This window comes from Rhodococcus olei (genome assembly GCF_039540555.1).
Lineage (GTDB): Bacteria > Actinomycetota > Actinomycetes > Mycobacteriales > Mycobacteriaceae > Rhodococcus_G > Rhodococcus_G olei.
The window spans coordinates 97,833-124,360 of the sequence record NZ_BAABFB010000044.1 but is presented as its reverse complement, the minus strand read 5'-3'; the positions used below and the strand labels follow the sequence as shown (position 1 = coordinate 124,360).

The window sequence follows — 26,528 nt, the reverse complement described above, 5'->3', positions numbered from 1 at the left end:
CACCATGATCGACAAGCCCCTGGACGGCGTCCGCGTCGTCGACTTCGGACAGTTCATCGCGGCCCCCGCCGCCACCCAGGTCCTCGTGGATCTCGGCGCCGACGTGATCAAGATCGAACCGGTGCACGGAGAGTCGGCCCGCGGGATCGGCCCGCACGGCGAGGCCATGGTCCAGAACTACAACCGCGGCAAGCGCGCCATCGCGCTCGACCTCAAGGATCCGCGCGGCCAGGAGATCGCCCGCCAGCTGATCGCCGACGCCGACATCGTCGTGCAGAACCTGCGCCCCGGCGTGATGGACTCGCTCGGCCTCGGCGCCGAGGCCATGCGCGCCACGCACCCGCACCTCGTCTACGCCACCGTCAGCGGATTCGGCCTGCACGGGCCGTCCCGCAACCGCGCCGGCCTCGACATCGCCGCGCAGGCGGAGAGCGGACTGATGTGGGTGACCGGCGAGCGGGACCGGGAGCCGCAGAAGGTCGGCGCCCAGATCGTCGACGCCGCAACCGGTTACGTCTGCGCCCAGGCCATCCTCGCCGCCTACATCCGGCGCCTGCGCACCGGGGAGGGCGACACCGTCGAGGTCTCGCTGCTCGAGGTCGCCCTGCACCTGCAGACACCGAACTGGGGCGCCTACCTCAGCACCGGGGTCGAGCCGACACGGATGGGCAACGGGCAGCCGACGGTGGCGCCCGCGGCCGACATCATGCCGACCCGCGACGGCAACGTGGTGGTCTCCGCCTACTCCGAGGTGCACTTCAGCCGGCTGTGCCGGTTGCTGGGCAGGCCCGAGCTCGCCGAGGACCCCCGCTTCGCCGACAACGCGTCCCGGGTCCGCAACAAGCCGGCCCTGCTGGCCGAACTGCATGCCGCGTTCGCGACGATGACCAGCGACGAGGCCATGGACATGCTGACCGGCAACGGCGTCGTCGCCGGCCGCATCAACACCTACCCCGAGGCGCTGCGCAGCCCCGACGTCGAGGCGTCCGGACTCTTCATCGAGGTCAGCCGCCCCGACGGCATGCCCGCAACCGCCCTGGGCACGCCGTGGCACCTCGAGAGCATCCCGAAGCTGCCGGCGGCCGGCGCACCCGACCTGGGCCAGCACACCGCCGAACTGCTCACCGAGCTCGGCTACCCCGGCGAGGCGATCGACGCCCTCGCAGCCGACGGCGTCGTCGTCCGGCGCTAGGCCGCGGTCCCGTCACCTCACCACCCGCACCACCCATCTTTGAAGGAATCACCATGCAGCGCACCATCTTCACCGAAGACCACGATGCCTTCCGGGACTCCGTCCGGCAGTTCATCGCCAAGGAGATCACCCCGAACATGCCCGAGTGGGAGGAGGCCGGCTGCATCCCCCGCGACTTCTACTACAAGACCGCGGAGATCGGCATCAACGGCCTACAGGTGCCCGAGCAGTACGGCGGCGGCGGTATCGACAGCTTCCTGTTCAACACCGTGGTCTACGAGGAGATCGGTTACGCGGCAGCGTCGCTCGGCGGCTTCCAGGTCCACCTCAACACGGTGCTGCCGTACTTCCTCGAGTACGCCGACGAGGAGCAGCGCGACCGCTGGTTCCCCGGCTTCGCCGACGGCAGCCTGGTGAGCTCGATCGCGATGACCGAACCCGGCATCGGCTCCGACCTGGCCGGCGTCGCCACCACCGCGGTCCGCGACGGCGACCACTACGTCCTCAACGGCAACAAGACGTTCATCACCGGCGGTATCGGCGCCGACCTGGTGATCGTCGTGGCCCGTACCTCCAAGGACGAGACGAACCGGCGCAACGGCCTGTCGCTGATCGTGGTCGAGCGTGACATGCCCGGCTTCATCCGCGGCCGGAACCTGCACAAGATCGGGATCAAGTCGTCCGACACCGCGGAGCTGACCTTCGACAACGTCCGGGTACCCGTGGCCAACCTGCTGGGTGAGGAGGGCGGGGCGTTCGCAATGCTCGGCCACAACCTGCCGCAGGAGCGGCTGTCGATCGCGATCACCGGCGTGGCCACCGCCACCGCCGCCGTGAACCTGGCCGTCGAGTACGCCCAGGAACGTCAGGTGTTCGGCAAGCCGCTGTCCAGCTTCCAGAACACCAAGTTCGTGCTCGCCGAATGTGCCACGGAACTGCAGGCCGCGCAGTCGATGCTCGACCAGGCGCTGATCGCCCTCGACAACGGCACCTTGACCCCGGCCGATGCCGCGAAGGTCAAGCTGTTCTGCACCGAGATGCAGGCCCGCGTCATCGACAAGTGCCTGCAGGTGCACGGCGGCTACGGCTACATGACCGAGTACCCGATCGCCCGTCTCTACGCCGACGCCCGCGTCACCCGGATCTACGGCGGCACCAGCGAGGTCATGAAGAGCGTCATCTCCAAGTCGCTCGGAATCTAGCCCCGTACCAGCGAACACCGAAGGACCAATCACCATGCAGATCAAGGACATCAACGCGGTCGTCACCGGTGGCGCCTCCGGCCTCGGCCTGGCCAGCGCCACCCGGCTGATCGAGTCCGGCGCCACCGTGACCCTGCTCGACCTGCCCGGCTCCCCCGGCGCCGAGCAGGCCGCGGCACTGGGCCCGGCCGCGCAGTTCGTGCCCACCGACGTCACCGACTCCGAGGCCGTCGAGGCCGCGTTCGCCGCCGCCGCCGAGCGCGGCCCGGTGCGGGCGGTCGTGCACTGCGCCGGCCGCGGCAAGCCGATGCGCATCCTCGACAAGGCAGGCAAGGCCGCCGACCTCGAACCGTTCGAGTCGGTGATCCGGCTCAACGTGATCGGCACGTTCAACGTGCTGCGCTACGCGGCCCAGACGATGGCCGCGAACGAGCCGCTCGACGGCGACCGCGGCGCGATCGTGCTCACCGCGTCCGTCGCCGCCTACGAGGGGCAGATCGGGCAGATCAACTACGCCACCTCCAAGGCAGGCGTCGTCGGCATGACGCTGCCCGCCGCGCGCGACCTCGCCAGCGTCGGCATCCGCGTCAACACGATCGCACCGGGCGTTTTCGCCACCCCGCTGCTGCTCAATGCCCGTGACGACATCCGGGACGCGCTGGCCGCGGCGGTGCCGCACCCACAGCGGCTCGGCGAGCCCTCCGAGTTCGCCGCCCTCGCCGAGCACATCATCTCCAACGGCATGCTCAACGGCGAGACGATCCGCCTCGACGGCGCGATCCGGATGGCGCCCCGATGACCGACGAGGTCACCGCGCCGGTGGTCCTGACCGAACGCCGCGGCCGGGTCCTGGTGGTCACCCTCAACCGCCCGCAGGCCCGCAACGCCGTCGACGGTGCGGTTGCCGCCGCGATCGCCGAGGCGATGGACCTGCTCGACAGCGATCCCGAGCTCAGCGTGGGCGTGCTCACCGGCGCCGGCGGATTCTTCTGCGCCGGAATGGATCTCAAGGCCTTCCTGCGGGGCGAGAGCCCGCGTATCGAGGGTCGCGGCTTCGCCGGGCTGGTCGAGGCGACGCCCGGCAAGCCCCTGATCGCCGCCGTCGACGGGCCGGCGCTGGCCGGCGGGTTCGAGATCGTCCTGGCGGCCGACCTCGTCGTTGCGGCCCCGACGGCCACCTTCGGGCTGCCGGAGGTGCGGCGCGGCCTGGTCGCCGCCGCGGGCGGGCTGTCCCGGCTGCCGGCGCGGCTGCCGCGCGCGATCGCGCTCGAGATGATCCTCACCGGAGCATCCAAGACGGCCGAGCAGCTCCACCCGCACGGCCTGGTGAACCGTCTGGCACCCGAGGGCGAGGTGCTCGCCGCCGCCCTCGACCTCGCCGAGGAGATCGCCGCCAACGGCCCGCTCGCGGTGCGGGCCAGCAAGAAGGTCGTGGACGAGTCCACCGGCTGGTCCCCCGCCGAGACGTTCGAGCGCACCCGGCAGATCGTGATGCCGGTGTTCGGCTCGAACGACGCCCGCGAGGGCGCGGCCGCCTTCACCGAACGACGCACCCCGGTCTGGACCGCGACATGAGACGCCGGGACGTGAGCACCGGGATCGAGAGAACAGGAACACACCATGCGTGATGCAGTCATCGTCGAGGCGGTCCGGACCCCGATCGGGCGCCGCAAGGGCAGCCTCGCCGAGGTCCACCCCGTCGACCTGTCCGCGTGCGTCCTCACCGCGTTGCTCGACCGGGCCGGCATCGACGCCGGGGCCGTCGACGACGTCGTGTGGGGCTGCGTCGGTCAGGTCGGCGAGCAGGCAGGCAACATCGCCCGCAACGCCGTCCTCGCTGCGGGCTGGCCGGAGTCGGTTCCGGGCACCACGATCGAGCGTCAGTGCGGATCGAGCCAGCAGGCACTGCATTTCGCGGCCGCAGGGGTGATCTCCGGCCAGTACGACATCGCAGTCGCCGGCGGCGTCGAGTCGATGACCCGGATCCCGATGGGATCGGCGCGTCGCGTCGGTCTCGGCGACCCGAACAGCGACGCGATCAGGCGCCGGTACGAGGGCATCGAGTTCAACCAGGGTCGCGGCGCCGAGATCCTCGCGGCCCGGTACGACCTGAGTCGCGGCTGGCTCGACGAGTACAGCCTGCGCTCGCACCAGCGCGCGGCGCGGGCGGTCGACGAGGGCCGCTTCGCCGGCGAGATCGTCCCGGTGACGCTGCCGGACGGGACGAAGTTCGACGCCGACGAGGGGATCCGCCGCGCCACGACTCTCGACAAGCTCGCGCAGCTCGAGCCCGTGTTCGACGAGGACGGCCGGATCACCGCCGGCAACGCGTCGCAGATTTCCGACGGCGCCGCGGCGCTGCTGGTGATGTCCGGCGAGCGGGCCCGGCAGCTGGGACTGACGCCGCTGGCCCGGGTGCACACCGCGACCGTGGTCGGCTCCGACCCCGTCGCGATGCTCGGCGGTCCGATCCCGGCGACCGCGCGGGTGCTCGAACGCGCCGGGCTGACCCTCGACGACATCGGCGCGTTCGAGGTCAACGAGGCGTTCGCCAGCGTGGTCGGGGCCTGGCTGCGCGCGACCGGCGCCGACGAGGAGCGGGTGAACCCGCTCGGCGGCGCGATCGCGCTCGGCCATCCGCTCGGCGGCTCGGGTGCCCGCCTGGCCACCACCCTCGTCCATCACCTGCGGGCCGAGGGCGTCCGGTACGGCCTGCAGACCATGTGCGAAGGCGGCGGCATGGCGAACGCGACCGTGTTCGAGAACCTCACCGTCGCAAGCTGATCCACGAAGCCCGTGCCCGACCCGGCCCGGCGCCGGGTCGGGCACGGGTCCATCAGCGGACCGTCGCCGCCCCGAGGAGCGGCAGCGCGGTCTCGAACCATCCCGGCGCGGCCGCGGTGAACGCGGCGCGGTCGAGCACCCCGGCGCCCTCCGGGATCCGCCCCAGCAGCGGCGTCCCGGTGACGTCCGCGAGATCGGCGAGATTGCACCGCATCGCCAGATCCGGTGCCGCGGGCCAGGATCCGATCACCGTGCCCACACAGGACGCGCCGGCCTGCCGGGCAGCCGCGACGGTCAGCGCGCTGTGATTGAGCGTGCCGAGGCCCGCCGCCGCGACCAGCAGCAGCGGCGCGTCGAGGGCGACCGCGACGTCGGCGAGGGTGAACCCGCCCTCCCCCATCCGCACCAGCAGGCCGCCCGCACCCTCGACGAGCGTCAGGTCGTGGGTGGCGTCCAGTTCCCTGACCGCTGCGATCACGTCGGCGGGGCCGAGCAACGGCAGGCCGGCGCGGCGCGCCGCGGTGTCGGGAGCGAGCGGCTCCGGGTAGCGGGCCAGTTCGACGACGTCGAGCACGCCCGAAAGTCGTTGCACCTCGGCCAGATCCCCGGGTTCGTCGGCACCGACACCGGTCTGGACGGGCTTGCACACCGCGACCGACAGCCCGCCGGCGAGTGCACACGCGGCGACGGCGGCGGTGGCGACCGTCTTGCCGACGTCGGTGGAGGTGCCGGTGACGCAGAGAACGCTCATGCGTGCGCCGCCGACGCCAGCGCTGTCGTTTGGGCCGACGCGAGCACGTCGGTGAGCACGGACTCGATCACCGTCATGTCCTGGTCGGTGAGGTCGGCGCGGGCCGTGAGCCGCAGCCGCGAGGTGCCCTCGGGCACCGACGGCGGCCGGAAGCAGCCGACGTGCAGCCCCCGGTCGCGGCAGGCGACGGACGCGTCGTACGCGACCTGCGGATCGCCGAGAATCACCGAGACGACCGCGGATTCGGGCACCCCGGCCCCGGTGATCCGGGCGAGGTCGTGGGCCCGTCCCAGGACCGCGGCGGCGCGCTCGGGTTCGCGGCGCAGCACGGCCAGCGCGCCGCGGGCCGCGCCGACGGCGGCGGGGGCGAGTCCGGTGTCGAAGATGAACGTGCGGGCGGCGTCGATCAGGTGGGCCCGCACGCGCTCGTCACCGAGTACGACGCCACCTTGCGAGGCAAGGGATTTCGACAGGGTAGCGGTGACCACGACGTCGGGTTGTCCGGCCAGCCCGGTCTCGTGCACCAGTCCGCGGCCGCCGTCGCCGCGGACCCCGATCCCGTGCGCCTCGTCGACGAGCAGCAGAGCGCCGTGCTCGCGGCACACCCGATGCAACGCCCGCAGCGGCGCCAGGTCGCCGTCGGCGCTGAACACCGAGTCGGTCAGCACCAGCGCACGCGGTTCGGTGCGGGACGCGAGCGCGACCGCGACGGCGTCCACGTCGGCGTGCGGGGTGACGACCACCCGCGACCGCGACAGCCGGCACGCGTCGACCAGCGAGGCGTGGCAGCCGGCGTCGGAGACGATCAACGCGTCCCGCCCGGCCAGGGCGGTGACGGCACCCAGGTTGGCGGCGTACCCGCTGGCGAACACGAGTGCGGACTCGGCGCCGACGAACTCGGCGAGTTCCCGCTCGAGCAGTTCGTGTTCGACGGTGGTGCCGGTCACCAGCCGGGAGCCGGTCGAGCCACCGCCCCAGCACCGCAGCGCGGCCGCGGCGGCGTCCAGGACCTCGGGGTGCCGGGCCAGGCCGAGATAGTCGTTCGAGGCGAGGTCGACGAGCGCCGAGCCTGCCGTCCGGGGACGCAGCGTGCGCCGGAGGCCGGCCGCACGGCGCGCGTCGGCGATGTCGTCGAGCCAGCTCAGTGCCTGATCGTTTCCCACGACATCGCACGATACGCGCTCACTTGAACGGTGTTCAAGTGTGGGTTTCGGGGGTGCGCCGCATGCGCGCGGTCACGCCCCCTGACTGCGCGCGGCCGCGACCATGCCGGCCGCGATGGTCGCGACGTCCTCGGGTGTGGCGACGTAGGGCGGCATCGCGTAGACGAGTCTGCCGAACGGCCGCAGCCACACGCCGGCGTCGACGGCCGCGTCGGTGGCCGTGCGCATGTCCACCGGTTCGGCCATCTCGACGACCCCGATCGCGCCGAACGTCCGCACGTCGGCGACGCCGGGCAGCGACCGCGCCGGCTCCAGCCCGGCCACGAGGCCGTCGTGCACCGCCGCGACCTCGGCGCGCCAGTCCCGCGACAGCAGGAGCTCGACCGCCGCGACCGCGACCGCGCAGGCGAGCGGATTGCCCATGAACGTCGGCCCGTGCATCACGCCGCCGCCCTCCCCCGCACTGATCGCCTCGGCGATCGCGGACGTGCACAGCACCGCCGCGAGCGTGAGGTATCCGCCGGTCAGGGCCTTGCCGACGCACATGACGTCGGGCGCGACCCCGGCGTGGTCGGCCGCGAACAGCTCCCCGGTGCGGCCGAATCCGGTGGCGATCTCGTCGAAGATCAGCAGCAGGCCGTGCTCGTCGCACATGCGCCTGAGTTCGGTCAGGTACCGCGGGTCGTGGAAGCGCATGCCGCCGGCGCCCTGCACGACCGGTTCGACGATGACCGCGGCGAGCTCACCGGTGTGCCGCGCGAGGATCGCCTCGAACTCGGCCACGTACGCGGGGTCGAACTCCCGCGGCGGCACCGGCGCGAACACCTGCCGGGCGAGGACGTCCGTCCACATCGAGTGCATGCCGCCGTCGGGGTCGCAGACGCTCATCGGCGCGAACGTGTCGCCGTGGTACCCGCCGCGCCAGGTCAGCAGCCGGTGCCGCTCCGGGCGCCCGATCGCCCGCTGGTACTGCAGTGCCAGCTTGATCGCGACCTCGACGGACACCGACCCGGAATCGGCGAGGAACACCTTGTCGAGGCCGGCGGGCGTGATCGCGACCAGCAGTTCCGCGAGCCGGGCCGCCGGCTCGTGCGTCAGGCCGCCGAACATGACGTGGCTCATCCTCCCGAGTTGCGCGGTCGCGGCCGCGTCGAGCACGGGGTGCCGGTAGCCGTGCACGGCCGACCACCAGGAACTCATCCCGTCGACGAGCTCACGGCCGTCGGCGAGGGTGAGGCGGGTGCCACGGGCGGACTCGACGACGAGGGTGTTCGTCGACGCCGGGAACGCACCGTACGGGTGCCACAGGTGATCGGCGTCGATCTGCGCGATCCGGTCCGCGCTCAACTTCTGCTGGGACATGGGGGTCGAGACTAACTAGGGTCGATTCCATGCCCGTATCCGCACCACCCCGGCCCCGCCCCGTGTGGCCGGGCAACGCGTACCCGCTCGGTGCGACGTACGACGGTGCGGGCACCAACTTCTCCCTGTTCTCCGAGGTCGCGGAGTCGGTCGAGCTGTGCCTGATCGCGCGGGACGGCAGCGAGGAGCGGGTCGCACTGACCGAGGTCGACGGCTACGTCTGGCACGCCTACCTGCCGGCGGTGGTGCCCGGGCAGCGGTACGGGTACCGCGTGCACGGCCCGTTCGACCCGGCGAACGGTCTGCGCTGCGATCCGAGCAAGCTGCTGCTCGACCCGTACGGCAAGGCCTTCGACGGCGCGTTCGAGTTCCGGACGGGACCGGCGGGGTGCGCCTCCGGCGGCCGGCCGCTGTACGAGCGCGGCGTGGACTCCCTCGGTCACACGATGACGACTGTCGTGATCAACCCGTACTTCGACTGGCAGTCGGATCGCGCGCCGCGCCGGCCGTACCACGAGACCGTCATCTACGAGGCGCACGTGAAGGGGATGACCGCGACGCATCCCGGTGTGCCGGAAGAGCTTCGGGGCACCTACGCGGGACTCGCGCACCCGGTGGTGATCGACCACCTGACCGCTCTCGGGGTCACCGCGATTGAGCTGATGCCGGTTCACCAGTTCCTCCACGACCAGGTCCTGCTCGATCAGGGACTGCGAAACTACTGGGGGTACAACACCTTCGGGTATCTCGCTCCGCACGTCGAGTACTCGTCGGCCGCGAAGGCGTCGGGCGCGGTCGCCGAGTTCAAGGCGATGGTCCGTTCCTTCCACGCCGCCGGGATCGAGGTGATCCTCGACGTGGTCTACAACCACACCGCCGAGGGCAACCACGAGGGGCCGACGCTGAACTTCCGCGGTATCGACAACGCCGCCTACTACCGCCTCGTCGACGACGACAAGTCGCGGTACATGGACTACACCGGCACCGGAAACAGCCTCAACGCGCGGCACCCCCACACCCTGCAGCTGATCATGGACTCACTGCGGTACTGGGTGACGGAGATGCACGTCGACGGATTCCGGTTCGACCTCGCCTCGACACTCGCCCGGGAACTGCACGACGTGGACCGGCTCTCGGCGTTCTTCGACCTCGTCCAGCAGGATCCGGTCGTCAGTCAGGTCAAGCTGATCGCCGAACCGTGGGACGTCGGCGAGGGCGGCTACCAGGTCGGCAACTTTCCAGGGTTGTGGACCGAGTGGAACGGCAAGTACCGCGACACGGTCCGCGACTACTGGCGCGGACAGCCCGCGACGCTGGGCGAGTTCGCGTCCCGGCTGACCGGGTCCTCGGACCTGTACGAGGAGACCGGCCGCCGACCGAGCGCGAGCATCAACTTCGTCACCGCGCACGACGGGTTCACCCTGGCGGACCTGGTGTCCTACAACGAGAAACACAACCTTGCCAACGGCGAGGACGACCGGGACGGCGAGAGTCACAACCGCTCGTGGAACTGCGGCGTCGAGGGCCCGACCGACGACCCGGAGATCCTCGCGCTGCGGGCCCGCCAGCGCCGCAACATCCTGGCGACCCTGTTCCTCAGCCAGGGCACCCCGATGCTGGCGCACGGCGACGAGATGGGCCGGACCCAGTCCGGCAACAACAACGTCTACTGCCAGGACTCGCCGCTGTCGTGGATGGACTGGTCACTGACGGAATCGAATGCGAATCTGATCGAGTTCACCCGCCACGTCATCGCGCTGCGGGCCGCACATCCGGTGTTCCGTCGACGCCGCTTCTTCGACGGCCGGCCGGCGCCGGGCGGCCACACCGACCGCGACATCGTGTGGCTGACCCCGACCGGCGTGGAGATGACCGACCAGGACTGGGACAGCGGGTTCGGGCGGTCACTCGCCGCGTACCTCAACGGCGATGCGATCCGCGAACCGAACCACCGCGGCGAGCCGGTCACCGACGACTCGTTCCTGCTCTGCTTCAACGCGCACGACGAGGGCCTCGAGTTCACGGTCCCCGACGACGGCTCGCACCGGCACTGGGTGGTCGCGCTCGACACCGCGGCGGCGACCGGGCGCTCCGATGCGACCGTCGACGCCGGGGCGACGCTGAAGGTTCCGGGGCGCTCGCTGACCGTGCTGCGCCGGGCGGGCTGACCGTGCAACCGATCACGTCGACGTACCGGCTGCAGTTGCGACCCGACGCCCTGACCCTCGACGGTGCCCGCGAGCTGGCCGGGTACCTGCAGGAACTCGGTGTCTCGCATCTCTACCTGTCCCCGGTGTCGACGGCCGTGGACGGGTCGACGCACGGCTACGACGTCACCGATCCGACGACGGTGTCGGAGGCGCTCGGTGGCCGGGCCGCGCTGGTGGCCCTGGTCGCCGAGCTGCGCGGCCGTGACATGGGCGTCGTCGTGGACCTGGTGCCGAACCACGTCGGGGTCGGTCATCCGCAGCAGAACCGGTGGTGGTGGGACGTTCTGCGCCGCGGCCGCGACTCCGCGTACGCCGGCTATTTCGACATCGACTGGGCGCAGGGACGATTCGCGGTCCCGGTGCTCGGTGACGACGGCGAGTCCGCTTTGTGGCTCGACCGGGGCGGCCCCGAACCGATGCTCGCGTACCACGATCACCGGTATCCCCTCGCGCCCGGCACCGAGAACGTGGGCGTGGGCGCCACCGGCGCCGTGGGCGTGGGCGCCACCGGCGCCGTGGGCGTGGGCGCCACCGGCGCCGTGGGCGACGACGTCGCCGAGGTGCACCGCAGGCAGGCGTACGAGCTGGTGCACTGGCGCAGCGGGCGGGTCGGGTACCGACGGTTCTTCACCGTCGACTCCCTGGCCGCGCTGCGTCAGGAGGATCCGGTGGTGTTCACCGTGACCCACCGTGAACCCGCCTCGTGGTTCGCCGAGGGCCTCGTCGACGGTGTGCGGGTCGACCATCCCGACGGCCTGACCGACCCGGCCGGCTACCTCGCCCGGCTGCGCGGCCTGCTCGGCCCGGAGCGCTGGCTGGTGATCGAGAAGATCCTCACACCCGGCGAGCACCTCGACCCGGCCCTGCCCGTCGACGGCACCACCGGCTACGACGCCCTCGCCGAGTTCGGCGGCGTCTTCCTCGATCTCGCGGGCGCCGCCACGCTCGGGGAGCTGCACCGCGAGCGGACCGGCACCAGCGGGGACGCGGCGTGGCTCGCCACCGCGGAACGCGAGGCGAAGATCGAGGTCCTGCGCGGCGGCCTGGCACCGGAGGTGCGGCGGCTGGTCGAGACGGTGCGCACCGACGCCGGCGTCGTCGTCGACACCGGCGTGCTGACCGACGCGGTGATCGAGACGGTGACCCGGATCCCGACCTACCGCACCGACTACGGTCCGGGCGCCGGGTCGCTCGCCGCCGCGGTCGGGGACGTCGCCGACGCCCGCCCCGACCTCGCCGAGCCCCTCACCGTGATCGTGCGGGCGGTGCTCGCCCGCGGCGAGGCGGCGGCACGCCTGCAGCAGGTGTGCGGCGCGGCCACCGCGAAGGCCGTCGAGGACCGCCTGTTCTATCGCACGGCCCGGCTGATCTCGCTGCAGGAGGTCGGCGGCGACCCGGGCCGCTTCGGGGTCACCGTCGCGCAGTTCCACCTGATGCAGACCGAGCGGGCCAGGCACTGGCCCGCCGCGATGACCACCCTGTCCACCCACGACACCAAACGCGGCGAGGACGTCCGCGCGCGGATCGGGGTGCTGTCGCAGGCACCGGACCTGTGGGCGCGGTCGGTCCGGGAGTGGGAGCACCTCGCCCCGAGCCCCGATCCGGTGACCGGGCTGCTGTTGTGGCAGACCATGTTCGGTGTGTGGCCGGGCACCGGCGCCCCGACCAGCACCCTGCGCCGGCGACTGCACGACTACGCGACGAAGGCGGTCCGCGAGGCCGCCGTGCACACGGACTGGGCGGCCGTCGACGAGGCATACGAGGCGCGGGTGCACGACTGGATCGACACGGTGCTCAGCGGACCGGTGTCGCGGTCGATGTCGGCGGTCGTGCGGCGACTGTCCACGCACGGCCGGATCGTCTCGGTCGGCCAGAAGCTGCTGCAGCTCGCCGGGCCCGGGATCCCCGACGTGTACCAGGGCACCGAACTGTGGGAGGACTCTCTCGTCGACCCCGACAACCGCCGACTCGTCGGTTTCGACGTCCGCCGCCGGCTGCTCGACCGGCTCGATCCGGCCACCTCCGTCGACGAGGCGACCAAGATGCTCTGCGTGCGGGAGGCGCTGCGGTTGCGGCGCGAACGCCCGTCGTGCTTCGTCGGTGGCTGCTACACGCCCGTCTTCGCGGACGGTCCGGCCGCCGACCACCTCGTCGGATTCCTGCGGGGAGACGAGGTGATCGCGGTCTCGGCGCGTCTGACGGTCCGACTGTTCGAGCACGGCTGGGACGAGACGGTGCTGCCGCTGCCGCCCGGCACGTGGACGGATCGGCTCAGCGGTCGTTCGTTCCACGGGAAGGTCGACCTCGCGACACTGTTCGCGCGCCGCACGATCGCACTCCTGACACGGGACCGACCTGCGAGTTACCACTGAACGAGACAATTCGGCACGCGATGACGGAACACACCCTACGGTGACGGGAGACACAACTCACCACCGCGGAGGAACTCGTCACATGGGCAATCGGTTCGAAGGCAAGGTCGCATTCATCACCGGCGCGGCGCGTGGACAGGGCAGGGCCGAGGCCGTCAAGTTCGCCTCCGAGGGCGCCGACATCATCGCTCTCGACGCGTGCACGAAGTTCGCCTCCACCCCGTACGAGGGCGCCACCGAGGAGGACCTCGCCGAGACGGTCCGGCTCGTCGAGGCGCAGGGCCGCAAGATCGTCGCCACGAAGGCCGACGTCCGCGACTTCGCCGCCGTCACCGCCGCGCTCGACGCGGGTGTCGAGGCGTTCGGGCGGCTCGACGCCGTGGTCGCGAACGCCGGCATCTGCTCGGCCGCGCTGTCCTGGGAGATCACCCCCGAGCAGTGGCAGGAGACGATCGACGTCAACCTCACCGGCGCGTTCTTCACGTGCAAGGCCGCGATCCCGAAGCTGATCGAGCAGGGCGAGGGCGGCTCCATCGTCCTGACCAGCTCGGTCTCCAGTCTCAAGGGCGCGCCGTTCTTCGGCCACTACGTCGCCAGCAAGGCCGGCATGGCCGGCCTGACCCGGACCATGGCCAACGAGCTCGGCATGCACAAGATCCGGGTCAACAGCGTGCACCCGTACGGTGTCGCGACCGGGATGGTGATGTCCGACGTGCTTCCGCTGATGGAGCGTTTCGCCGAGACCCTCGCCCCGGCGTTCATGCCCTCGCTGCCCTACGGCTTCAGCGAGCCCGAGGACGTCGCGAACGTCGTCGCGTTCCTGTGCTCCGAGGAGGCCCACCACATCACCGGCATCAACATGCCGATCGACCTCGGCAACGCCGCCCGGTGACGCGGCCCGGACAGATCTGAGCGACACCCGAACCGCCGGCCGGACCTATCCGGTCGGCGGTTCGTCGTCCGCGACGCTGTCCGGCATGCCCTCGCCGTACCGATCGAGGATCTCGCGGACCCGACCGCCCCACCGTTCGTGTGCGGACTGCCGGGTGACGCCCGCGGCGCGGGCGATCAGCGCCCAGGTCACACCCGCCGCCCGCAGCACGACGACGGTGTCGGCGCAGTCGAGTCCGGCCGCGAGCTGCAACCGCAGCGAGGCGAGCTGCCAGGCGAGCTGCCGCGACGCGGGGATCCCGGTCCCCTGCTCCGCCTCCCACTCCGCGGATCCCGGCAGCGGCCCCGCACCGACGATCAGGTCGGCCTGCCGCCCCACCTCGCTCATCGCGGCCACCGTCACCGCGGAGGCGCGCCCCGTCACGTCGGCTGTGAGCGCTCGTTCGACCAGGCCGTCCATCGCGTCTCCTGTCAGGGTATGCCTTACAAATCCGTCAGGGCCATCCTGACACAGTGTGGGCGGGACGTCCAGCCGTCGTCGGTGCCCCATCGCCCACCGCGGCCGACTCCGCGCGACCCGGCCCCACGACCTCCGCGCACGCTGCGCCGGTCCGATCGGCAGATCAGGGTGCGACACTGAGCTTTTCGAGTCGGGACACCGCCGCACCCGCCACCGCGAGGGCGACGTCGGCGCAGTCCATCCGGTCGCCCGGCTCGGCGGCCGCCCAGCTCCGGCCGTGCGCATAGGCGCTGAGCCGGTTCCACTGGGCGAGCACCTCCGTCGCCGGATCGGGGCCGCCGAGCGCATCCGGCGGCATCAGCAAGCCCGCCTGGGCGACGATGAAGCTGTCCGAGTCGATGGCGTGGAAGCGGCGCTCGCCGAGACCGGGTCGCAGCGCCCGAGCGGCGGCCAACAACTCCGCACGGCGCATGTCGGCGGCGGCGCACGCACCCGGCCCGGCCCTGCTCGCCTCGAGGTACTGACGGCGGTAGACCTGGTCGCGATAGCCGAACTGCAATGTGCGACAGCACTGTTCGTCGACCGGGCCCGCCATCAGCCACAGCGCGGTGGACGCGGTCGTGATGGCGGAGCGGATCAGGGTCGGGTGTGCGAACTCGTGCGCGTCGACATCCCGGCCGGCCAGGTCCAGATGGTCGAGAGCGCTGCGGACGAGCTGGACGACGGTACCGTGAAGCGAGAGACCCGACGCCCGCAGCATTCGGTCCGCGACCTCGGCATCCGAGCCCGGCGCGGTCTCGATGCGGCCCAGCCGCCGCGCCAGCTCACCGGCCGCGGTCGACACCCGCTCACCCATGCTCGAAATCTAACGGATTCCGCACCGGGCACGGCAGACCCGCCGGCGCGTCACCCGGTACGGCGAGAGGCGAACCCGCTACCCCGCCCGCGCCGCGCCGAGCCGGCCGGGGTTGTCGACCGCGTCGGCGCAGCGCCCGCACGAGGCGTCGGTCACGACGGCCGGGCCGCCGCACAGCCAGCACTCGGCATCGGACCGGGTGCGCTCACCGAAGCCGATTCGGTCTCCGTACGCGAGCCGGCAGTCCGCACATCCGTCACCCTGCGCGCCCACGAGGTTCGAACACCCCGGGATCACACACAGCTCGACGGCGTCGGCTCCGCGACGCCACGTGCCACCCAGTTCCGCACCGACACCGTCTCGCTGCCACGTACTCGCATATGCCACGCTCAACAACCCTCCCCGGTTAGCTGACCTGTAATTGAAAGTCGCATCAACTCCGGCCCTGCGACGACCCCTGTCACCGGACCGGAACACGTTGGATGCGCATTCAATTTCGTTTGGAACTTACACCGATTCACTCGTGAGCGCGTCACAAGCAAGCAAGGTTAACCAACGGTTTGCTTTCGCGCCATTCACCTGGACGTACGACCAATTCGGTTCCGGCGGAACGACGTGGTCCGCGGGCCCGGCACCGGTGGGGCATCCTGGACCGGTGACCACCGCGCGGCACTTCGACGTCTGGGCCCCGTCACCTCGGCGGGTGCGACTCCACCTCGACGGGACTCTGCACCCGATGACCCGCGATGCGGAGGGGTGGTGGCACGCCGACGTCGACGCCCCTCCGGGCGCGCGATACGGCTACGTCCTCGACGACGACCCCGCCGTTCTGCCCGACCCCCGCTCACCCCGCCAGCCGGAGGGCGTGCACGCACCGTCGACGCTGCACACCCTCGATGCGGACGGGTGGACCGACTCGGGCTGGACCGGACGGCAGCTCGCAGGCAGCGTCGTGTACGAACTGCACGTCGGCACCTTCACCGTGGAGGGCACGTTCGATGCCGCCGCCGCGCGACTCGACCACCTCGCCGACCTGGGCGTCGGATTCGTGGAGCTGATGCCCGTCAACGGATTCAACGGCGAACTGGGCTGGGGATACGACGGCGTGCTCTGGTACACCGTGCACGAACCGTACGGCGGCCCGGACGGCCTGCAGCGGTTCGTCGACGCCTGCCATCGCCGTGGGATGGGCGTGATCCTCGACGTCGTCTACAACCACCTCGGTCCCTCCGGCAATCACCTGCACCGCTTCGGTCCGTACCTGTCGCCGAGCCGGACCGCGTGGGGTGACGCGCTCAACCTCGACGGGCCCGGCTCCGGGCCGGTGCGCCGGTTCATCGTCGACAACGCGCTGCGGTGGCTCCGCGACTTCCACGTCGACGGCCTGCGACTCGACGCGGTGCACGCGCTGACCGATCGCACCGCGACGCACCTGCTCGAGGAACTGGCCGTCGAGACCGAGGCCCTGTCGGCGCATCTGCGCCGTCCCCTCACGCTGATCGCCGAGTCCGACCTCAACGATCCGACCCTGATCACCCCGCGGTCCGCCGGTGGCTACGGCCTGCACGCGCAGTGGGACGACGACGTCCACCATGCGGTGCACGCCGCCGTGTCCGGCGAACGGCAGGGCTACTACGGCGATTTCGGGTCGTTGCAGTGTCTCGCGACGACATTGCGTCAGGGGTTCTTCCACGCCGGGACCTTCTCGAGTTTCCGTGGCCGCACCCACGGGCGGCCACTCGATCTGCGACGCACCCCGGCGAGCGCGCTGCTCGCGTACACGTGCACGCACGATCAGATCGGCAACCGCGCCACCGGCGACCGCCCGGGTGAGTACCTGACGTTCGGGCAGCTCGCGATCAAGGCGGCCCTCGTCCTGTGCTCGCCGTACACGCCGATGCTGTTCATGGGCGAGGAGTGGGGCGCGCGCACCCCGTTCCGGTACTTCTCCTCGCACCCCGAGCCCGACCTGGCCGCCGCGACGGCGGCGGGCCGGATCGCCGAGTTCACCGCGCACGGATGGCCGGCCACCGAGATCCCCGACCCGCAGGACCCGCGGACGTTCGAGCGGTCGAAACTCGACTGGGCCGAACGCACCACTCCGCCGCACGCCCGCCTGCTGCAGACCTACCGGGACCTCGTGTCGCTGCGCGCCGAACGCGCCGAACTCACCGACCCGTGGCTCGAGCACCTGTCGGTGGAATACGACGAGGACACCCGATGGATCGTGCTGCACCGCAACACCATTCGCGTGGCGTGCAATCTCGGCCCCGATCCGGTGACGGTCCCGGTCGGCGGCACTCCCCTGCTGTGGTGGGACCCGCCGACCCAGGACCCGACCGGCGCGGCGACCGTCGTTCCCGGGCACTCGTTCGTGGTCCTCGACGCCGGCGGCCGCGCCTAGGGCGCGACTCGCCGCACCGCCGGCGGTCGACGGCCACCAGGGCACGGTCCGCCCGACGATCGCGGTGATCCGGCCGCGGCCTACCTCGTCCGCATGATCCGGTGGACGAGCACCGCGTTGAGCGCGAGCACGACGGTGGTGATCAGCGCGGCGACGTGGGTGCCGCTGACGAACGCATGCTGCGCCGATTCGAGCAGCGCCGCGCCGACCGCGTCGGGCGCCTGCTGCGCGACGGCGACCGCGCCGCCGAGCGTCTCCTGCGCGGCGTGCGCCGCGCCGTCGTCGAGGGCGGACACGTCGAGCCGTCCCCGGAAGACCGCCAGCACCACACTGCCCAGCACCGCGACACCGAGCGCGACACCGAGCTCGTAGGCGGTCTCGGAGACCGCCGAGGCGGCCCCGGCGCGCGCCGGCTCGACCGCGCCGACGACGAGGTCGGAGGTCAGCGTCAACGCCATGCCCACGCCGATGCCCGCCAACACGAACCCGACGACGAACGCGATCGGGCCGCCGTCGGCCCGGAGCAAGGTCAGCGCCGCCGCACCGAGGGCCGAGACCGCCAGACCGGTGGCCAGCACCGTTCCCGGCTGCCAGCGCCGGACGAACCACGCGGCGAGCAGCGAGAACACGATGTTCATCGCGGTGCCGGGCAGCATCAGCAGACCCGCCTCCAGCGGGGTGTACCCGAGCACCAGCTGCAGGTACTGCGAACCGAAGAACAGCACTCCCGCGAACGCGAAGATCGACAGCAGGTTGGTCAGGACGGCGGTCGTGAACGCCGGGCGCGCGAACAGACCCAGATCCAGCATCGGCGCGTCGAGCGTGCGCTGCCGGCGCACGAACGCCCACCCGGCGACCGCACCGATCGCGCCGACAGCGGCCAGCGTCCACGACGGCCCGTGGGCGACGGATTCCTTGACTGCGTAGACCAGCGGGATCATCGTCAGCATCGACAGCGCGGCGCTCGGAAGGTCGAACCGGCCCGGGTTCGGGTCCTTCGATTCCCGGATCACCAGGGGGCCGAACACGATCAGCACCAGCATGACGGGCAGGTTCACCAGGAACACCGAGCCCCACCAGTAGTGCTCGAGCAGCCAGCCACCGATCAGCGGTCCGGCCGCCGCACCACCGCCGGCCATCGCACCCCACACCGCGATCGCGGTGGTGCGCTGGCGCGGATTCACGAACATCGTCCGGATCAGTCCGAGCGTCGCGGGCATCAACGTCGCGCCGGCGATGCCCTGCAGGGCGCGGGCCGCGATCAGCATCGCCGGGGAGACGGCGAACGCGGCGAGCGCGGACGCGAGACCGAATCCGGCCGCGCCGATCAGCAGCAGCCTGCGCCTGCCGATCCGGTCCCCGAGGGTGCCCATCGTCACGAGCAGACCGGCGAGCACGAACGAATAGACGTCGATCATCCACAACAGCTGGGTGCTGGTCGGCGCCAGATCCTCACTGATGAACGGCAGCGCGAGGTCGAGCACCGTGCCGTCGACGGAGATCAGCAGAACCGCCAGCGCGAGCACGACCAGCCCGAGCCAGTCGCGGGCGCCGGCCCGGCCGGGGTCGGCGATGACGGTCGGCGGTGTGCGGTCTGCGGTGACAGACACGAAGAACTCCCCTCGAATTCCGAGTACAGATGCTGCGAACCAACTCAACTGAACCGTCCAGCCGGTACAGTGACCGCTCCAGGCTAACAGTCAACCGTCCAGCCGGTACAGTGATTTCCGTGACAGACGCCCCCGAGCCCACCACCCGCGACCGCATCCTCGACGCCCTCGAGAAACTGCTGCTCACCCGCGGGTTGTCCCAGGTCACCCTCGAATCCGTCGCCGCCGAGGCCGGCGTGTCCAAGGGCGGCCTGCTCTATCACTTCCGCAGCAAGGAAGCGCTGCTCGCCGGCATGGTGCGACGACTCGGCGAACGATCCGACCAGCAACTCGCGAGCTCAGGGCGATCCGTCGCCGAGTGGTACCTGCAGACCATGGACACCGGCGCCACCAACGAACTCGCCCTGTTCCAGTCCACCATCGCCGCGCTCCGCTCCGTCGACGGCCAGCAGGGCGAGGTGCAGCAGGCCGTCATCCAGATGATGCGGTCCTGGGACGACGAGCTGAAGGCCGAGATCGGGGACCCCGTCCAGGCCGAGATCGTCCGGCTCGCCGGCGACGGCATCTACCTCGCGGCCCTGATGGGGCTGCCGCAGCCCGAACCCGAACTGCACCGCCGAGTGGTCGACCGGCTCCTCGGCCGCGAGGGCGCCGGCGACGGCGGCGGCGCATCCGGGTAACCGGCTCCCGCAGAGCCGATCTCGCCGGCGTCAGAGCGGCAGCGCCACGTACTTCGTCTCGAGGTACTCCTCGATGCCCTCGGTGCCGCCCTCGACGCCGAGCCCGGACTGCTTGACGCCGCCGAACGGGGCCGCCGGGTCGGAGATGACGCCGCGGTTGACCCCGACCATGCCCGATTCGAGTGCGTCCGCGACCCGCAGCGACCGGTCCAGCGAGCGGGTGTAGATGTATGCGGCCAAACCGAACTCGGTGGCGTTCGCGGCGTCGATCGCCTGCTCCTCCGTGTCGAACCCGGTGATCGCGGCGACCGGACCGAAGATCTCCTGCGCCACGATCCGCGCGTCGCCGGGCACGTTGTCGAGGACCGTCGGCTCGTAGAACCAGCCGGGACCGTCGAGCGGCCGTCCGCCGGTGCGGACCCGCGCGCCGGCCGCGACGGCCTCGTCGACGAGGGTCGCGACACTGGTGCGCTGCTTCTCGTTGATCAGCGGACCGATCTGGGTGCCCTCGTCGTAGCCGGGTCCGACGGTCAGCGCGGCGATCCGTTCGGTCAGCTTCGCGGTGAATTCCTCCCGCACCGCGTTCGCCACGATCAACCGGTTGGCGGCCGTGCACGCCTCGCCGCCGTTGCGCATCTTCGCGGCCATCGCGCCGTCCACCGCGGCATCGAGGTCGGCGTCGTCGAACACGACGAACGGCGCGTTGCCGCCCAGTTCCATCGACGTGCGCAGGACCTGCCCTGCGGACTGTTCGATCAGCAGCTTGCCGACCCGGGTCGACCCGGTGAACGTGACCTTGCGCAGCCGCGGATCCGCCAGCAGCGGACCGCTGACCCCGCCCGCATCCGCGGTGGGCAGCACCGACAGCACGCCCTCCGGCAGCCCGGCGTCGGCGAACACCTGCGCCAGCAGCAGCATCGTCAGCGGCGTGTCCTCGGCCGGCTTGACGATCATCGTGCACCCGGCCGCGAGGGCAGGCCCGATCTTGCGGGTGCCCATCGCGAGCGGGAAGTTCCACGGCGTGATCGCCAGGCACGGCCCGACCGGGGCCTTCGTCACCAGGATGCGGCCGTTCCCGGACGGCGCCGTGGTGTAGCGGCCCTGGATGCGCGGCGCCTCCTCACTGAACCAGCGCAGGAACTCGGCCCCGTACGCGACCTCGCTGCGGCTCTCGGCCACCGCCTTGCCCATCTCCAAGGTCATCAGCAGCGCGAAGTCCTCGGCCCGGTCGGTGACGAGTTGCCATGCGGCGCGCAGGATCTCGGCGCGCTGCCGCGGCGCGGTCGCGGCCCACTCCCGCTGCACCCGGTGCGCCGAGTCCAGCGCCCGCAGCGCGTCGTCCGCGGACGCGTCCGCGACCTCGGCGAGAACCTCACCGGTCGCGGGATTGCGCACCGCGAACGTACGGCCGCCGGTCGCGTCGGATTGCTTGCCGTCGATCCACAGCCCGGTGGGCACGGCGGCGAGGAGTTCGTCGAAGTTGCTCATGGCGTTCCTTTGCGTGACGTGGCTGCGTTGTCCGACCTGCCGAGTGATCCGGACCTGCCGAGAAGGGCGCACCCCCACCGTATCCACCGATCGGTCACCGGGGCACGCCCCGCACCCCGGTCAGCTCACCGAGGACCGACTCGAGAACGTCAATCCCCTCGGTCAGCAGTTCGTCGCCGATCACCAGCGGCGGCAGCAACCGGACCACGTTGCCGTACGTACCGCAGGTCAGAGCGATGACACCCTGCTCGAACGCGCGGGCCGCCACGGTCCGGGTCAGGTCCGGATCCGGTTCCCGCCCACCGGCCACGACGAATTCGATCGCGAGCATCGCTCCGCGACCCCGGACGTCACCGACCGCGGGCATCCGCTCGGCGAGTGCCCGCAGGCGCGGCATCACGACGTCCTCGATGTGCCGGGCTCGCGCGGGCAGATCGAGGCGACGCATCGTCGCGATGGCGGCGACGGCCGCCGCACACGCGACCGGGTTGCCGCCGAACGTGCCGCCGAGCCCGCCTGGGTGCACCGCGTCGAGAAGCTCCGCGCGGCCGGTGATCGCGGACAGCGGGAGGCCGCCCGCGATGCCCTTGGCCATCGCGACGATGTCGGGAACGACACCCTCGTGCTCACTCGCGAACCAGGTTCCGGTGCGGGCGAACCCGGTCTGCACCTCGTCGGCGATGAACACGACACCGTTCGCGCGGGCCCACTCGGCCAAGGCCGGAACGAATCCCGGTGCGGGAACGATGAATCCGCCCTCCCCCTGGATCGGTTCGAGGATGATCGCGGCGACACTGTCGGCACCGATCTGCTTCTCGATCCGGGTGATGGCCCGCCGCGCCGCCTCGTCGCCGGTCAGTCCCGGATCGTCACGGAACGGGTACGACATCGGCATCCGGTGGATCTCGGGGGCGAACGGACCGAAGTGCGCCTTGTACGGCATCGCCTTCGCGGTCAGCGCCATCGTCAGATTGGTGCGGCCGTGATAGGCGTGGTCGAACGCCACCACCGCCGGCCGGCCGGTCGCCAGACGCGCGACCTTCACCGCGTTCTCGACGGCCTCCGCACCGGAGTTGAACAGCGCCGAGCGCTTCTCGTGGCCGCCCGGGGTGAGGTCCGCGAGCTCCTCGGCGACCCGGACGTACCCCTCGTACGGGGTGACCATGAAACACGTGTGGGTGAAGTGCGCGGCCTGGTCCGCGACGGCCCGCAGCACACCGGGGTCGCTGGCCCCGACGCTGGTGACCGCGATCCCGGAACCCAGGTCGATCAGCGAATTGCCGTCCACGTCGACGAGCACGCCGCCGTCGGTGTCCGCCGCGTACACCGGCACCGACGAACCCACGCCTGCCGCGACCACCGCCGCCCGGCGGGTGGCCAACGCCCGGGACCTCGGTCCGGGGAGTTCGGTGGTGACCGACCGTCGCTGAGGAAGCCGGTACTGCGGTTCTCCGCGCATCACCTACCAGTGTGCGACAGATCGCCGCGCCGTGACAGGAAGTCGCGGCCGCGGGTCAGCCGACGTCCGGCCGGCGCACCGTGACCCGGTTCGCCGCGATGTCGACCCCGACCCGGGGCGGGGCGCCGTCCCCGGTCTCGTCGCGGTGCATCAGTGCCGTCTGCCGCTGCTCGAACTCGTGGTGTTTGCCGCCCTGGAACACGGCCGTGACCTCCTCGAACCCGCTCGCCGCGACGGTCCGACCGCCGCGCCGGCGGGTCCACGGCAGCATCCGGCCCCCGGTCACCCGGTTCCACAGCGTCTCCGCGAACGCGACGAGCACCAGCAGGCACACCAGCCCGGGAATCGTCATGGCCCACAATGCACCCATCGGACCAGGGTATGTCGGGAGACGCGGCCCTAGGTGAGGTAGCGGTACGCGGGCGAACCGGGTTCGAGCTGCTCGACCTTCATCGGGGACGCCGCCATCCGCTCCAGCAGCGCGGTGATCCCCTCCGCCGACCCGAGTTCGATGCCGACCAGCGCAGCCCCGGTCTCCCGGTTGTTGCGCTTGACGTACTCGAACAGGGTGATGTCGTCCTCGGGGCCGAGCACCTCGTCGAGGAACCGGCGCAGCGCGCCCGGCTCCTGTGGGAAGTCGACCAGGAAGTAGTGCTTGAGACCCAGGTGCACCAGCGACCGTTCGACGATCTCGCCGTACCGGGAGACGTCGTTGTTGCCGCCGGAGATCAGGCAGACCACCGTCGACCCCGGCTCGACCCCCAGGTCCGCCAGCGCCGCCACCGACAGGGCGCCCGACGGCTCGGCGATGATGCCCTCGTTCTGGTACAGCCCGAGCAGGGCCGTGCACACCGCGCCCTCGTCCGCGTGCGTCATCGTGAAGTTGCCGCCGCCCGCACTCGGCCGCGCCACCAGCGGCAGCGAACTGTGCGTGACGACCTCCCCACCGAGACCGGCCATCACCGCGAACGGCAGGTCCCCGATGCGGCGCACCGCGGTTCCGTCGACGAACGGGTCGATCTCCGGCAGCGTCACCGGGGCGCCCGCGACCAGGGCCGCCGTCATCGACGCCGCCCCACTCGGCTCGACGCCGACGATCGCGGTGCGCGGCGACCGCTCGTGCAGGTAGGTGGCGATGCCCGCGATCAGTCCGCCACCACCGACCGGCACGATCACCGTGCCCGGCTCCTCGCCGAGCTGGTCGAGGATCTCGGCGGCGATCGTGCCCTGCCCGGCCGCGGTCCGCGGGTCGTCGAACGGCGGGACCATCGTCGCGCCGGTGGTGCGGACGTCGTCCGCGGCGGCCTCCGCCGCCGCGTCGTAGGTCTCGCCGGTCGCGATCAGTTCGACGAAGCCGGCGCCGTGCGCGAGGATCCGGTCCCGCTTCTGCCGCGGGGTGTTCGCCGGCACGTAGATCCGCCCGCGAATGCCCATGGTCCGGCACGCGAACGCGACACCCTGCGCGTGGTTGCCTGCGCTCGCACACACCACACCCGCGGCCCGCTCCTCGTCGCTGAGCTGCACGATCAGGTTGTAGGCGCCGCGAATCTTGAACGAACGCACCACCTGGAGATCCTCGCGCTTGAGGTAGACGTTCGCTCCGGTGGCCGCGGACAGGCGTGGACAGAACTGCAGCGGCGTCGCCTCGACGACTCCGGAAATTCGCTGCGCGGCGGCATCGATCTCGCGCGCGTCGAGCGGCGCAGCCTTCACGTCAGCAAGTTCCCGGGTGTTCGACACCCGTCCATGCTGCCACCTCGGGCGCCGCCGGGAACACTTGGCCCGGTTCCGAGCGCCGAGCGCGCCGCCCGGGCCGCGTCACCACTCACCCGCCGGCCCCGAACTGCGACGGCCGCGGGATGTTGCGGATGTTCGACTTCGCCATCTGCACTGCCTCGCCGACGCCGCCGTTCATCACCATCTTCGACATCGCCAACGCGAAGCCCTTCACCTGGCCTGCGCTGATCGAGGGCGGCAGGGACAGCGCCATCGGGTCGGTGACGAGGTCGAGGAGCGCCGGGCCGTCGTGGTCGAGGACCGCGCGCAGCCCGGACTCCACATCGGCGGGGTCCTCCACACGTCGCGAGAAGATGCCGAGTGCGGCGGCGACCGCGGCGTAGTCGACGCCGGGGACGTCGACGCCGAAGTCCGGAAGCCCGTCGACGAGCATCTCGAGCTTCACCATCCCGAGGGTCGAGTTGTCGAACACCACCACCTTGACCGGCAGCCGGGTCGCCGCGACCGTGATCAACTCCCCCAGCAACATCGACAGCCCCCCGTCACCGGACACCGAGATCACCTGTCGGCCAGGACACGCGACCTGCGCCCCGATCGCGTGCGGCAGCGCGTTCGCCATCGACCCGTGCAGCGCCGACGACAGGAACCGCCGCGACCCGTTCGGGTTCAGGTACCGGGCGGTCCACACGTTGCACATCCCGGTGTCCGCGGTGAGGACGGCGTCCGGCGCGGCCAGGTCGTCGAGGATCGAGGCCGCGTACTCCGGGTGGATCGGTGTGCGCTGCTTGACGTCTCCGGTGTAGGCGCCGACGACCTTCTCCATCAGCATCCGGTGCCGCGTCAACTGCGATTCGAGGAAACCGCGGTCGGCTTTGCGTCGAACCAGCGGTGCCAGCGCCCGCAGCGTGCTGAGCGTGTCGCCGTGCACCGCCAGGTCCAGTCCGGTGCGCCTGCCGAGTTTGGCCGCATCGCAGTCGATCTGCGCGGTGCGGACGCCCTCGGGCAGGAACTGGTCGTACGGGAAGTCGGTGCCGACGAGCAGCAGCAGGTCGGCGTCGTGCATTCCGTCGTGGGCGGCGCCGTACCCGAGCAGGCCGGTCATCCCGACGTCGTACGGGTTGTCGTACTGGATCCACTCCTTGCCGCGCAGGGTGTGCCCGATCGGCGCACCGACCTGCTCGGCGAGGGCGAGCACCTCACCCCGCGCGCCGCGCACCCCGGCACCGGCGAAGATCGCGACCCGCCGGGCGTCGTTGATCGCGTCCGCGAGCGCGGCGACGTCGTCGGCGGCCGGGACGATCGCCGGCCGCCCGGTCCGGATCACGGCGGGCGGCGCGCCCTCCGCGGGCCGGTCCGCGACGTCACCAGGCAGGGTGATCACCGCGACGCCGGGCCCGGCGAGGGCGTGCTGCATCGCGGTGTGCACCACCCGCGGCGCCTGCGCCGGCGCGCCGATCAGTTCCGTGTAGACCGAGCACTCGACGAACAACCGGTCCGGATGGGTCTCCTGGAAGTATCCGGTGCCGATCTGGACACTCGGGATGTGCGAGGCGATCGCCAGCACCGGCGCCCCCGACCGGTTCGCGTCGTACAGGCCGTTGATCAGATGCAGGTTCCCCGGACCGCACGAGCCCGCGCACACCGCGAGCTCGCCGGTCACCTGGGCGTCGGCCGAGGCCGCGAACGCGGCCGCCTCCTCGTGCCGCACGTGGATCCAGTCGACACCGCCGACGCCCGCGCCGCCGGACCGCCGGACGGCGTCGACGACCGGATTGAGACTGTCGCCGACGATGCCGTAGATCCGGCGCACACCGGCCGCGACGAGCTGGCCGACGAGCTGGTCCGCAACCGTGGCGGGAGCCATCGCACGGCACCTCCGTAACCGGATCGGCGCCGAGCACGGCGCC

The 26,528-nt window shown here is 71.5% G+C and carries 22 protein-coding genes; 10 read left to right on the top strand and 12 right to left on the bottom strand.

Features of this window, described 5'->3' with window-relative positions; genetic code table 11:
- Positions 1 to 4: 4 nt before the first annotated feature.
- The 5 genes from ABD951_RS13825 to ABD951_RS13805 are packed head-to-tail and all read left to right on the top strand — an operon-like array spanning position 5 to position 5,178.
- Positions 5 to 1,192 (top strand): CaiB/BaiF CoA transferase family protein, encoded by a 1,188-nt coding sequence (locus tag ABD951_RS13825; RefSeq protein WP_345345958.1) that lies wholly within the window; start codon positions 5 to 7, stop codon positions 1,190 to 1,192.
- A gap of 53 nt (positions 1,193 to 1,245) precedes the next feature.
- Positions 1,246 to 2,394, top strand: coding sequence for an acyl-CoA dehydrogenase family protein (locus ABD951_RS13820; RefSeq protein ID WP_345345690.1), 1,149 nt, complete (start codon positions 1,246 to 1,248; stop codon positions 2,392 to 2,394).
- 34 nt (positions 2,395 to 2,428) lie between these two features.
- On the top strand, positions 2,429 to 3,193 hold the full coding sequence (locus tag ABD951_RS13815) for an SDR family NAD(P)-dependent oxidoreductase (RefSeq protein WP_345345688.1): 765 nt from the start codon (positions 2,429 to 2,431) through the stop codon (positions 3,191 to 3,193).
- Positions 3,190 to 3,969, top strand: a complete 780-nt coding sequence (locus ABD951_RS13810) for a crotonase/enoyl-CoA hydratase family protein (protein ID WP_345345686.1) — start codon at positions 3,190 to 3,192, stop codon at positions 3,967 to 3,969. The genes ABD951_RS13815 and ABD951_RS13810 overlap by 4 nt, the downstream gene beginning before the upstream one ends.
- Positions 3,970 to 4,014: 45 nt before the next feature.
- Positions 4,015 to 5,178, top strand: a complete 1,164-nt coding sequence (locus tag ABD951_RS13805; protein ID WP_345345684.1) for a thiolase family protein — start codon at positions 4,015 to 4,017, stop codon at positions 5,176 to 5,178.
- Positions 5,179 to 5,230: 52 nt separating this feature from the next.
- Here ABD951_RS13805 and bioD read toward each other — a convergent pair whose 3' ends face one another.
- From bioD to ABD951_RS13790, 3 genes are all read right to left on the bottom strand, one after another.
- Positions 5,231 to 5,929: a dethiobiotin synthase gene (gene bioD, locus ABD951_RS13800; RefSeq protein ID WP_345345682.1), complete on the bottom strand. Its 699-nt coding sequence runs from the start codon at positions 5,927 to 5,929 to the stop codon at positions 5,231 to 5,233.
- Positions 5,926 to 7,092, bottom strand: coding sequence for an 8-amino-7-oxononanoate synthase (locus ABD951_RS13795; protein WP_345345680.1), 1,167 nt, complete (start codon positions 7,090 to 7,092; stop codon positions 5,926 to 5,928). Before ABD951_RS13795 ends, bioD begins: the two co-directional genes overlap by 4 nt.
- 72 nt (positions 7,093 to 7,164) lie before the next feature.
- Positions 7,165 to 8,454 carry an adenosylmethionine--8-amino-7-oxononanoate transaminase gene (locus ABD951_RS13790; protein ID WP_345345678.1) on the bottom strand — a complete coding sequence of 430 codons (1,290 nt, stop codon included), beginning with the start codon at positions 8,452 to 8,454 and terminating at the stop codon, positions 7,165 to 7,167.
- 29 nt (positions 8,455 to 8,483) lie between these two features.
- Here ABD951_RS13790 and glgX point away from each other — a divergent pair, with 29 nt between their 5' ends.
- The 3 genes from glgX to ABD951_RS13775 all read left to right on the top strand — a co-directional run bounded on the left by glgX (position 8,484) and on the right by ABD951_RS13775 (position 13,928).
- Positions 8,484 to 10,622 (top strand): glycogen debranching protein GlgX, encoded by a 2,139-nt coding sequence (gene glgX / locus ABD951_RS13785; protein ID WP_345345676.1) that lies wholly within the window; start codon positions 8,484 to 8,486, stop codon positions 10,620 to 10,622.
- 2 nt (positions 10,623 to 10,624) lie between these two features.
- On the top strand, positions 10,625 to 13,036 hold the full coding sequence (gene treY / locus ABD951_RS13780) for a malto-oligosyltrehalose synthase (RefSeq protein ID WP_345345674.1): 2,412 nt from the start codon (positions 10,625 to 10,627) through the stop codon (positions 13,034 to 13,036).
- An 82-nt stretch (positions 13,037 to 13,118) separates the two neighbouring features.
- Positions 13,119 to 13,928 carry a mycofactocin-coupled SDR family oxidoreductase gene (locus ABD951_RS13775; RefSeq protein ID WP_345345672.1) on the top strand — a complete coding sequence of 270 codons (810 nt, stop codon included), beginning with the start codon at positions 13,119 to 13,121 and terminating at the stop codon, positions 13,926 to 13,928.
- A 45-nt stretch (positions 13,929 to 13,973) separates the two neighbouring features.
- Here ABD951_RS13775 and ABD951_RS13770 read toward each other — a convergent pair whose 3' ends face one another.
- From ABD951_RS13770 to ABD951_RS13760, 3 genes are all read right to left on the bottom strand, one after another.
- A complete protein-coding gene (locus ABD951_RS13770) occupies positions 13,974 to 14,387 on the bottom strand; it encodes a hypothetical protein (protein ID WP_345345670.1) in 414 nt (137 codons plus the stop codon).
- A gap of 163 nt (positions 14,388 to 14,550) precedes the next feature.
- Positions 14,551 to 15,243: a hypothetical protein gene (locus ABD951_RS13765; RefSeq protein WP_345345668.1), complete on the bottom strand. Its 693-nt coding sequence runs from the start codon at positions 15,241 to 15,243 to the stop codon at positions 14,551 to 14,553.
- A gap of 78 nt (positions 15,244 to 15,321) precedes the next feature.
- Positions 15,322 to 15,630 (bottom strand): hypothetical protein, encoded by a 309-nt coding sequence (locus ABD951_RS13760; protein WP_345345666.1) that lies wholly within the window; start codon positions 15,628 to 15,630, stop codon positions 15,322 to 15,324.
- Between the two features lie 268 nt (positions 15,631 to 15,898).
- Between ABD951_RS13760 and treZ the strand changes: the two genes are divergently transcribed.
- Positions 15,899 to 17,647, top strand: coding sequence for a malto-oligosyltrehalose trehalohydrolase (treZ, locus tag ABD951_RS13755; RefSeq protein ID WP_345345664.1), 1,749 nt, complete (start codon positions 15,899 to 15,901; stop codon positions 17,645 to 17,647).
- 80 nt (positions 17,648 to 17,727) lie between these two features.
- Here treZ and ABD951_RS13750 read toward each other — a convergent pair whose 3' ends face one another.
- Complete coding sequence (locus tag ABD951_RS13750) at positions 17,728 to 19,257, bottom strand: MFS transporter (protein ID WP_345345662.1); 1,530 nt, start codon at positions 19,255 to 19,257, stop codon at positions 17,728 to 17,730.
- Between the two features lie 119 nt (positions 19,258 to 19,376).
- Between ABD951_RS13750 and ABD951_RS13745 the strand changes: the two genes are divergently transcribed.
- Positions 19,377 to 19,937, top strand: a complete 561-nt coding sequence (locus tag ABD951_RS13745; RefSeq protein WP_345345660.1) for a TetR/AcrR family transcriptional regulator — start codon at positions 19,377 to 19,379, stop codon at positions 19,935 to 19,937.
- Between the two features lie 30 nt (positions 19,938 to 19,967).
- Here the strand turns inward: ABD951_RS13745 and ABD951_RS13740 are convergent, their stop codons facing one another.
- The 5 genes from ABD951_RS13740 to ABD951_RS13720 form a co-directional block, all read right to left on the bottom strand.
- Positions 19,968 to 21,425 (bottom strand): NAD-dependent succinate-semialdehyde dehydrogenase, encoded by a 1,458-nt coding sequence (locus tag ABD951_RS13740; protein ID WP_345345658.1) that lies wholly within the window; start codon positions 21,423 to 21,425, stop codon positions 19,968 to 19,970.
- Positions 21,426 to 21,519: 94 nt separating this feature from the next.
- The gene (gene gabT / locus ABD951_RS13735; RefSeq protein WP_345345656.1) at positions 21,520 to 22,884 is read right to left on the bottom strand and encodes a 4-aminobutyrate--2-oxoglutarate transaminase; all 1,365 of its coding nucleotides are present in this window, start codon (positions 22,882 to 22,884) and stop codon (positions 21,520 to 21,522) included.
- 55 nt (positions 22,885 to 22,939) lie between these two features.
- Positions 22,940 to 23,254, bottom strand: a complete 315-nt coding sequence (locus ABD951_RS13730) for a DUF6191 domain-containing protein (RefSeq protein ID WP_345345654.1) — start codon at positions 23,252 to 23,254, stop codon at positions 22,940 to 22,942.
- 29 nt (positions 23,255 to 23,283) lie between these two features.
- Entirely contained in the window at positions 23,284 to 24,624 is a 1,341-nt protein-coding gene (gene ilvA / locus ABD951_RS13725; protein ID WP_345345652.1) for a threonine ammonia-lyase IlvA, read from the bottom strand.
- A gap of 85 nt (positions 24,625 to 24,709) precedes the next feature.
- Positions 24,710 to 26,485, bottom strand: a complete 1,776-nt coding sequence (locus ABD951_RS13720; RefSeq protein WP_345345650.1) for a pyruvate dehydrogenase — start codon at positions 26,483 to 26,485, stop codon at positions 24,710 to 24,712.
- Between the last annotated feature and the right edge of the window lie 43 nt (positions 26,486 to 26,528).

Coding starts and splice junctions, on each gene's coding strand:
- ABD951_RS13815 (WP_345345688.1), top strand. CDS start 2,429: ATGCAGATCAAGGACATCAACGCGGTCGTCACCGGTGGCGCCTCCGGC.
- ABD951_RS13810 (WP_345345686.1), top strand. CDS start 3,190: ATGACCGACGAGGTCACCGCGCCGGTGGTCCTGACCGAACGCCGCGGC.
- ABD951_RS13805 (WP_345345684.1), top strand. CDS start 4,015: ATGCGTGATGCAGTCATCGTCGAGGCGGTCCGGACCCCGATCGGGCGC.
- ABD951_RS13790 (WP_345345678.1), bottom strand. CDS start 8,454: ATGTCCCAGCAGAAGTTGAGCGCGGACCGGATCGCGCAGATCGACGCC.
- ABD951_RS13820 (WP_345345690.1), top strand. CDS start 1,246: ATGCAGCGCACCATCTTCACCGAAGACCACGATGCCTTCCGGGACTCC.
- bioD (WP_345345682.1), bottom strand. CDS start 5,929: ATGAGCGTTCTCTGCGTCACCGGCACCTCCACCGACGTCGGCAAGACG.
- ABD951_RS13825 (WP_345345958.1), top strand. CDS start 5: ATGATCGACAAGCCCCTGGACGGCGTCCGCGTCGTCGACTTCGGACAG.
- ABD951_RS13720 (WP_345345650.1), bottom strand. CDS start 26,485: ATGGCTCCCGCCACGGTTGCGGACCAGCTCGTCGGCCAGCTCGTCGCG.
- ABD951_RS13765 (WP_345345668.1), bottom strand. CDS start 15,243: ATGGGTGAGCGGGTGTCGACCGCGGCCGGTGAGCTGGCGCGGCGGCTG.
- glgX (WP_345345676.1), top strand. CDS start 8,484: ATGCCCGTATCCGCACCACCCCGGCCCCGCCCCGTGTGGCCGGGCAAC.
- ABD951_RS13740 (WP_345345658.1), bottom strand. CDS start 21,425: ATGAGCAACTTCGACGAACTCCTCGCCGCCGTGCCCACCGGGCTGTGG.
- ABD951_RS13730 (WP_345345654.1), bottom strand. CDS start 23,254: ATGGGTGCATTGTGGGCCATGACGATTCCCGGGCTGGTGTGCCTGCTG.
- ABD951_RS13775 (WP_345345672.1), top strand. CDS start 13,119: ATGGGCAATCGGTTCGAAGGCAAGGTCGCATTCATCACCGGCGCGGCG.
- ABD951_RS13770 (WP_345345670.1), bottom strand. CDS start 14,387: ATGGACGGCCTGGTCGAACGAGCGCTCACAGCCGACGTGACGGGGCGC.
- gabT (WP_345345656.1), bottom strand. CDS start 22,884: ATGCGCGGAGAACCGCAGTACCGGCTTCCTCAGCGACGGTCGGTCACC.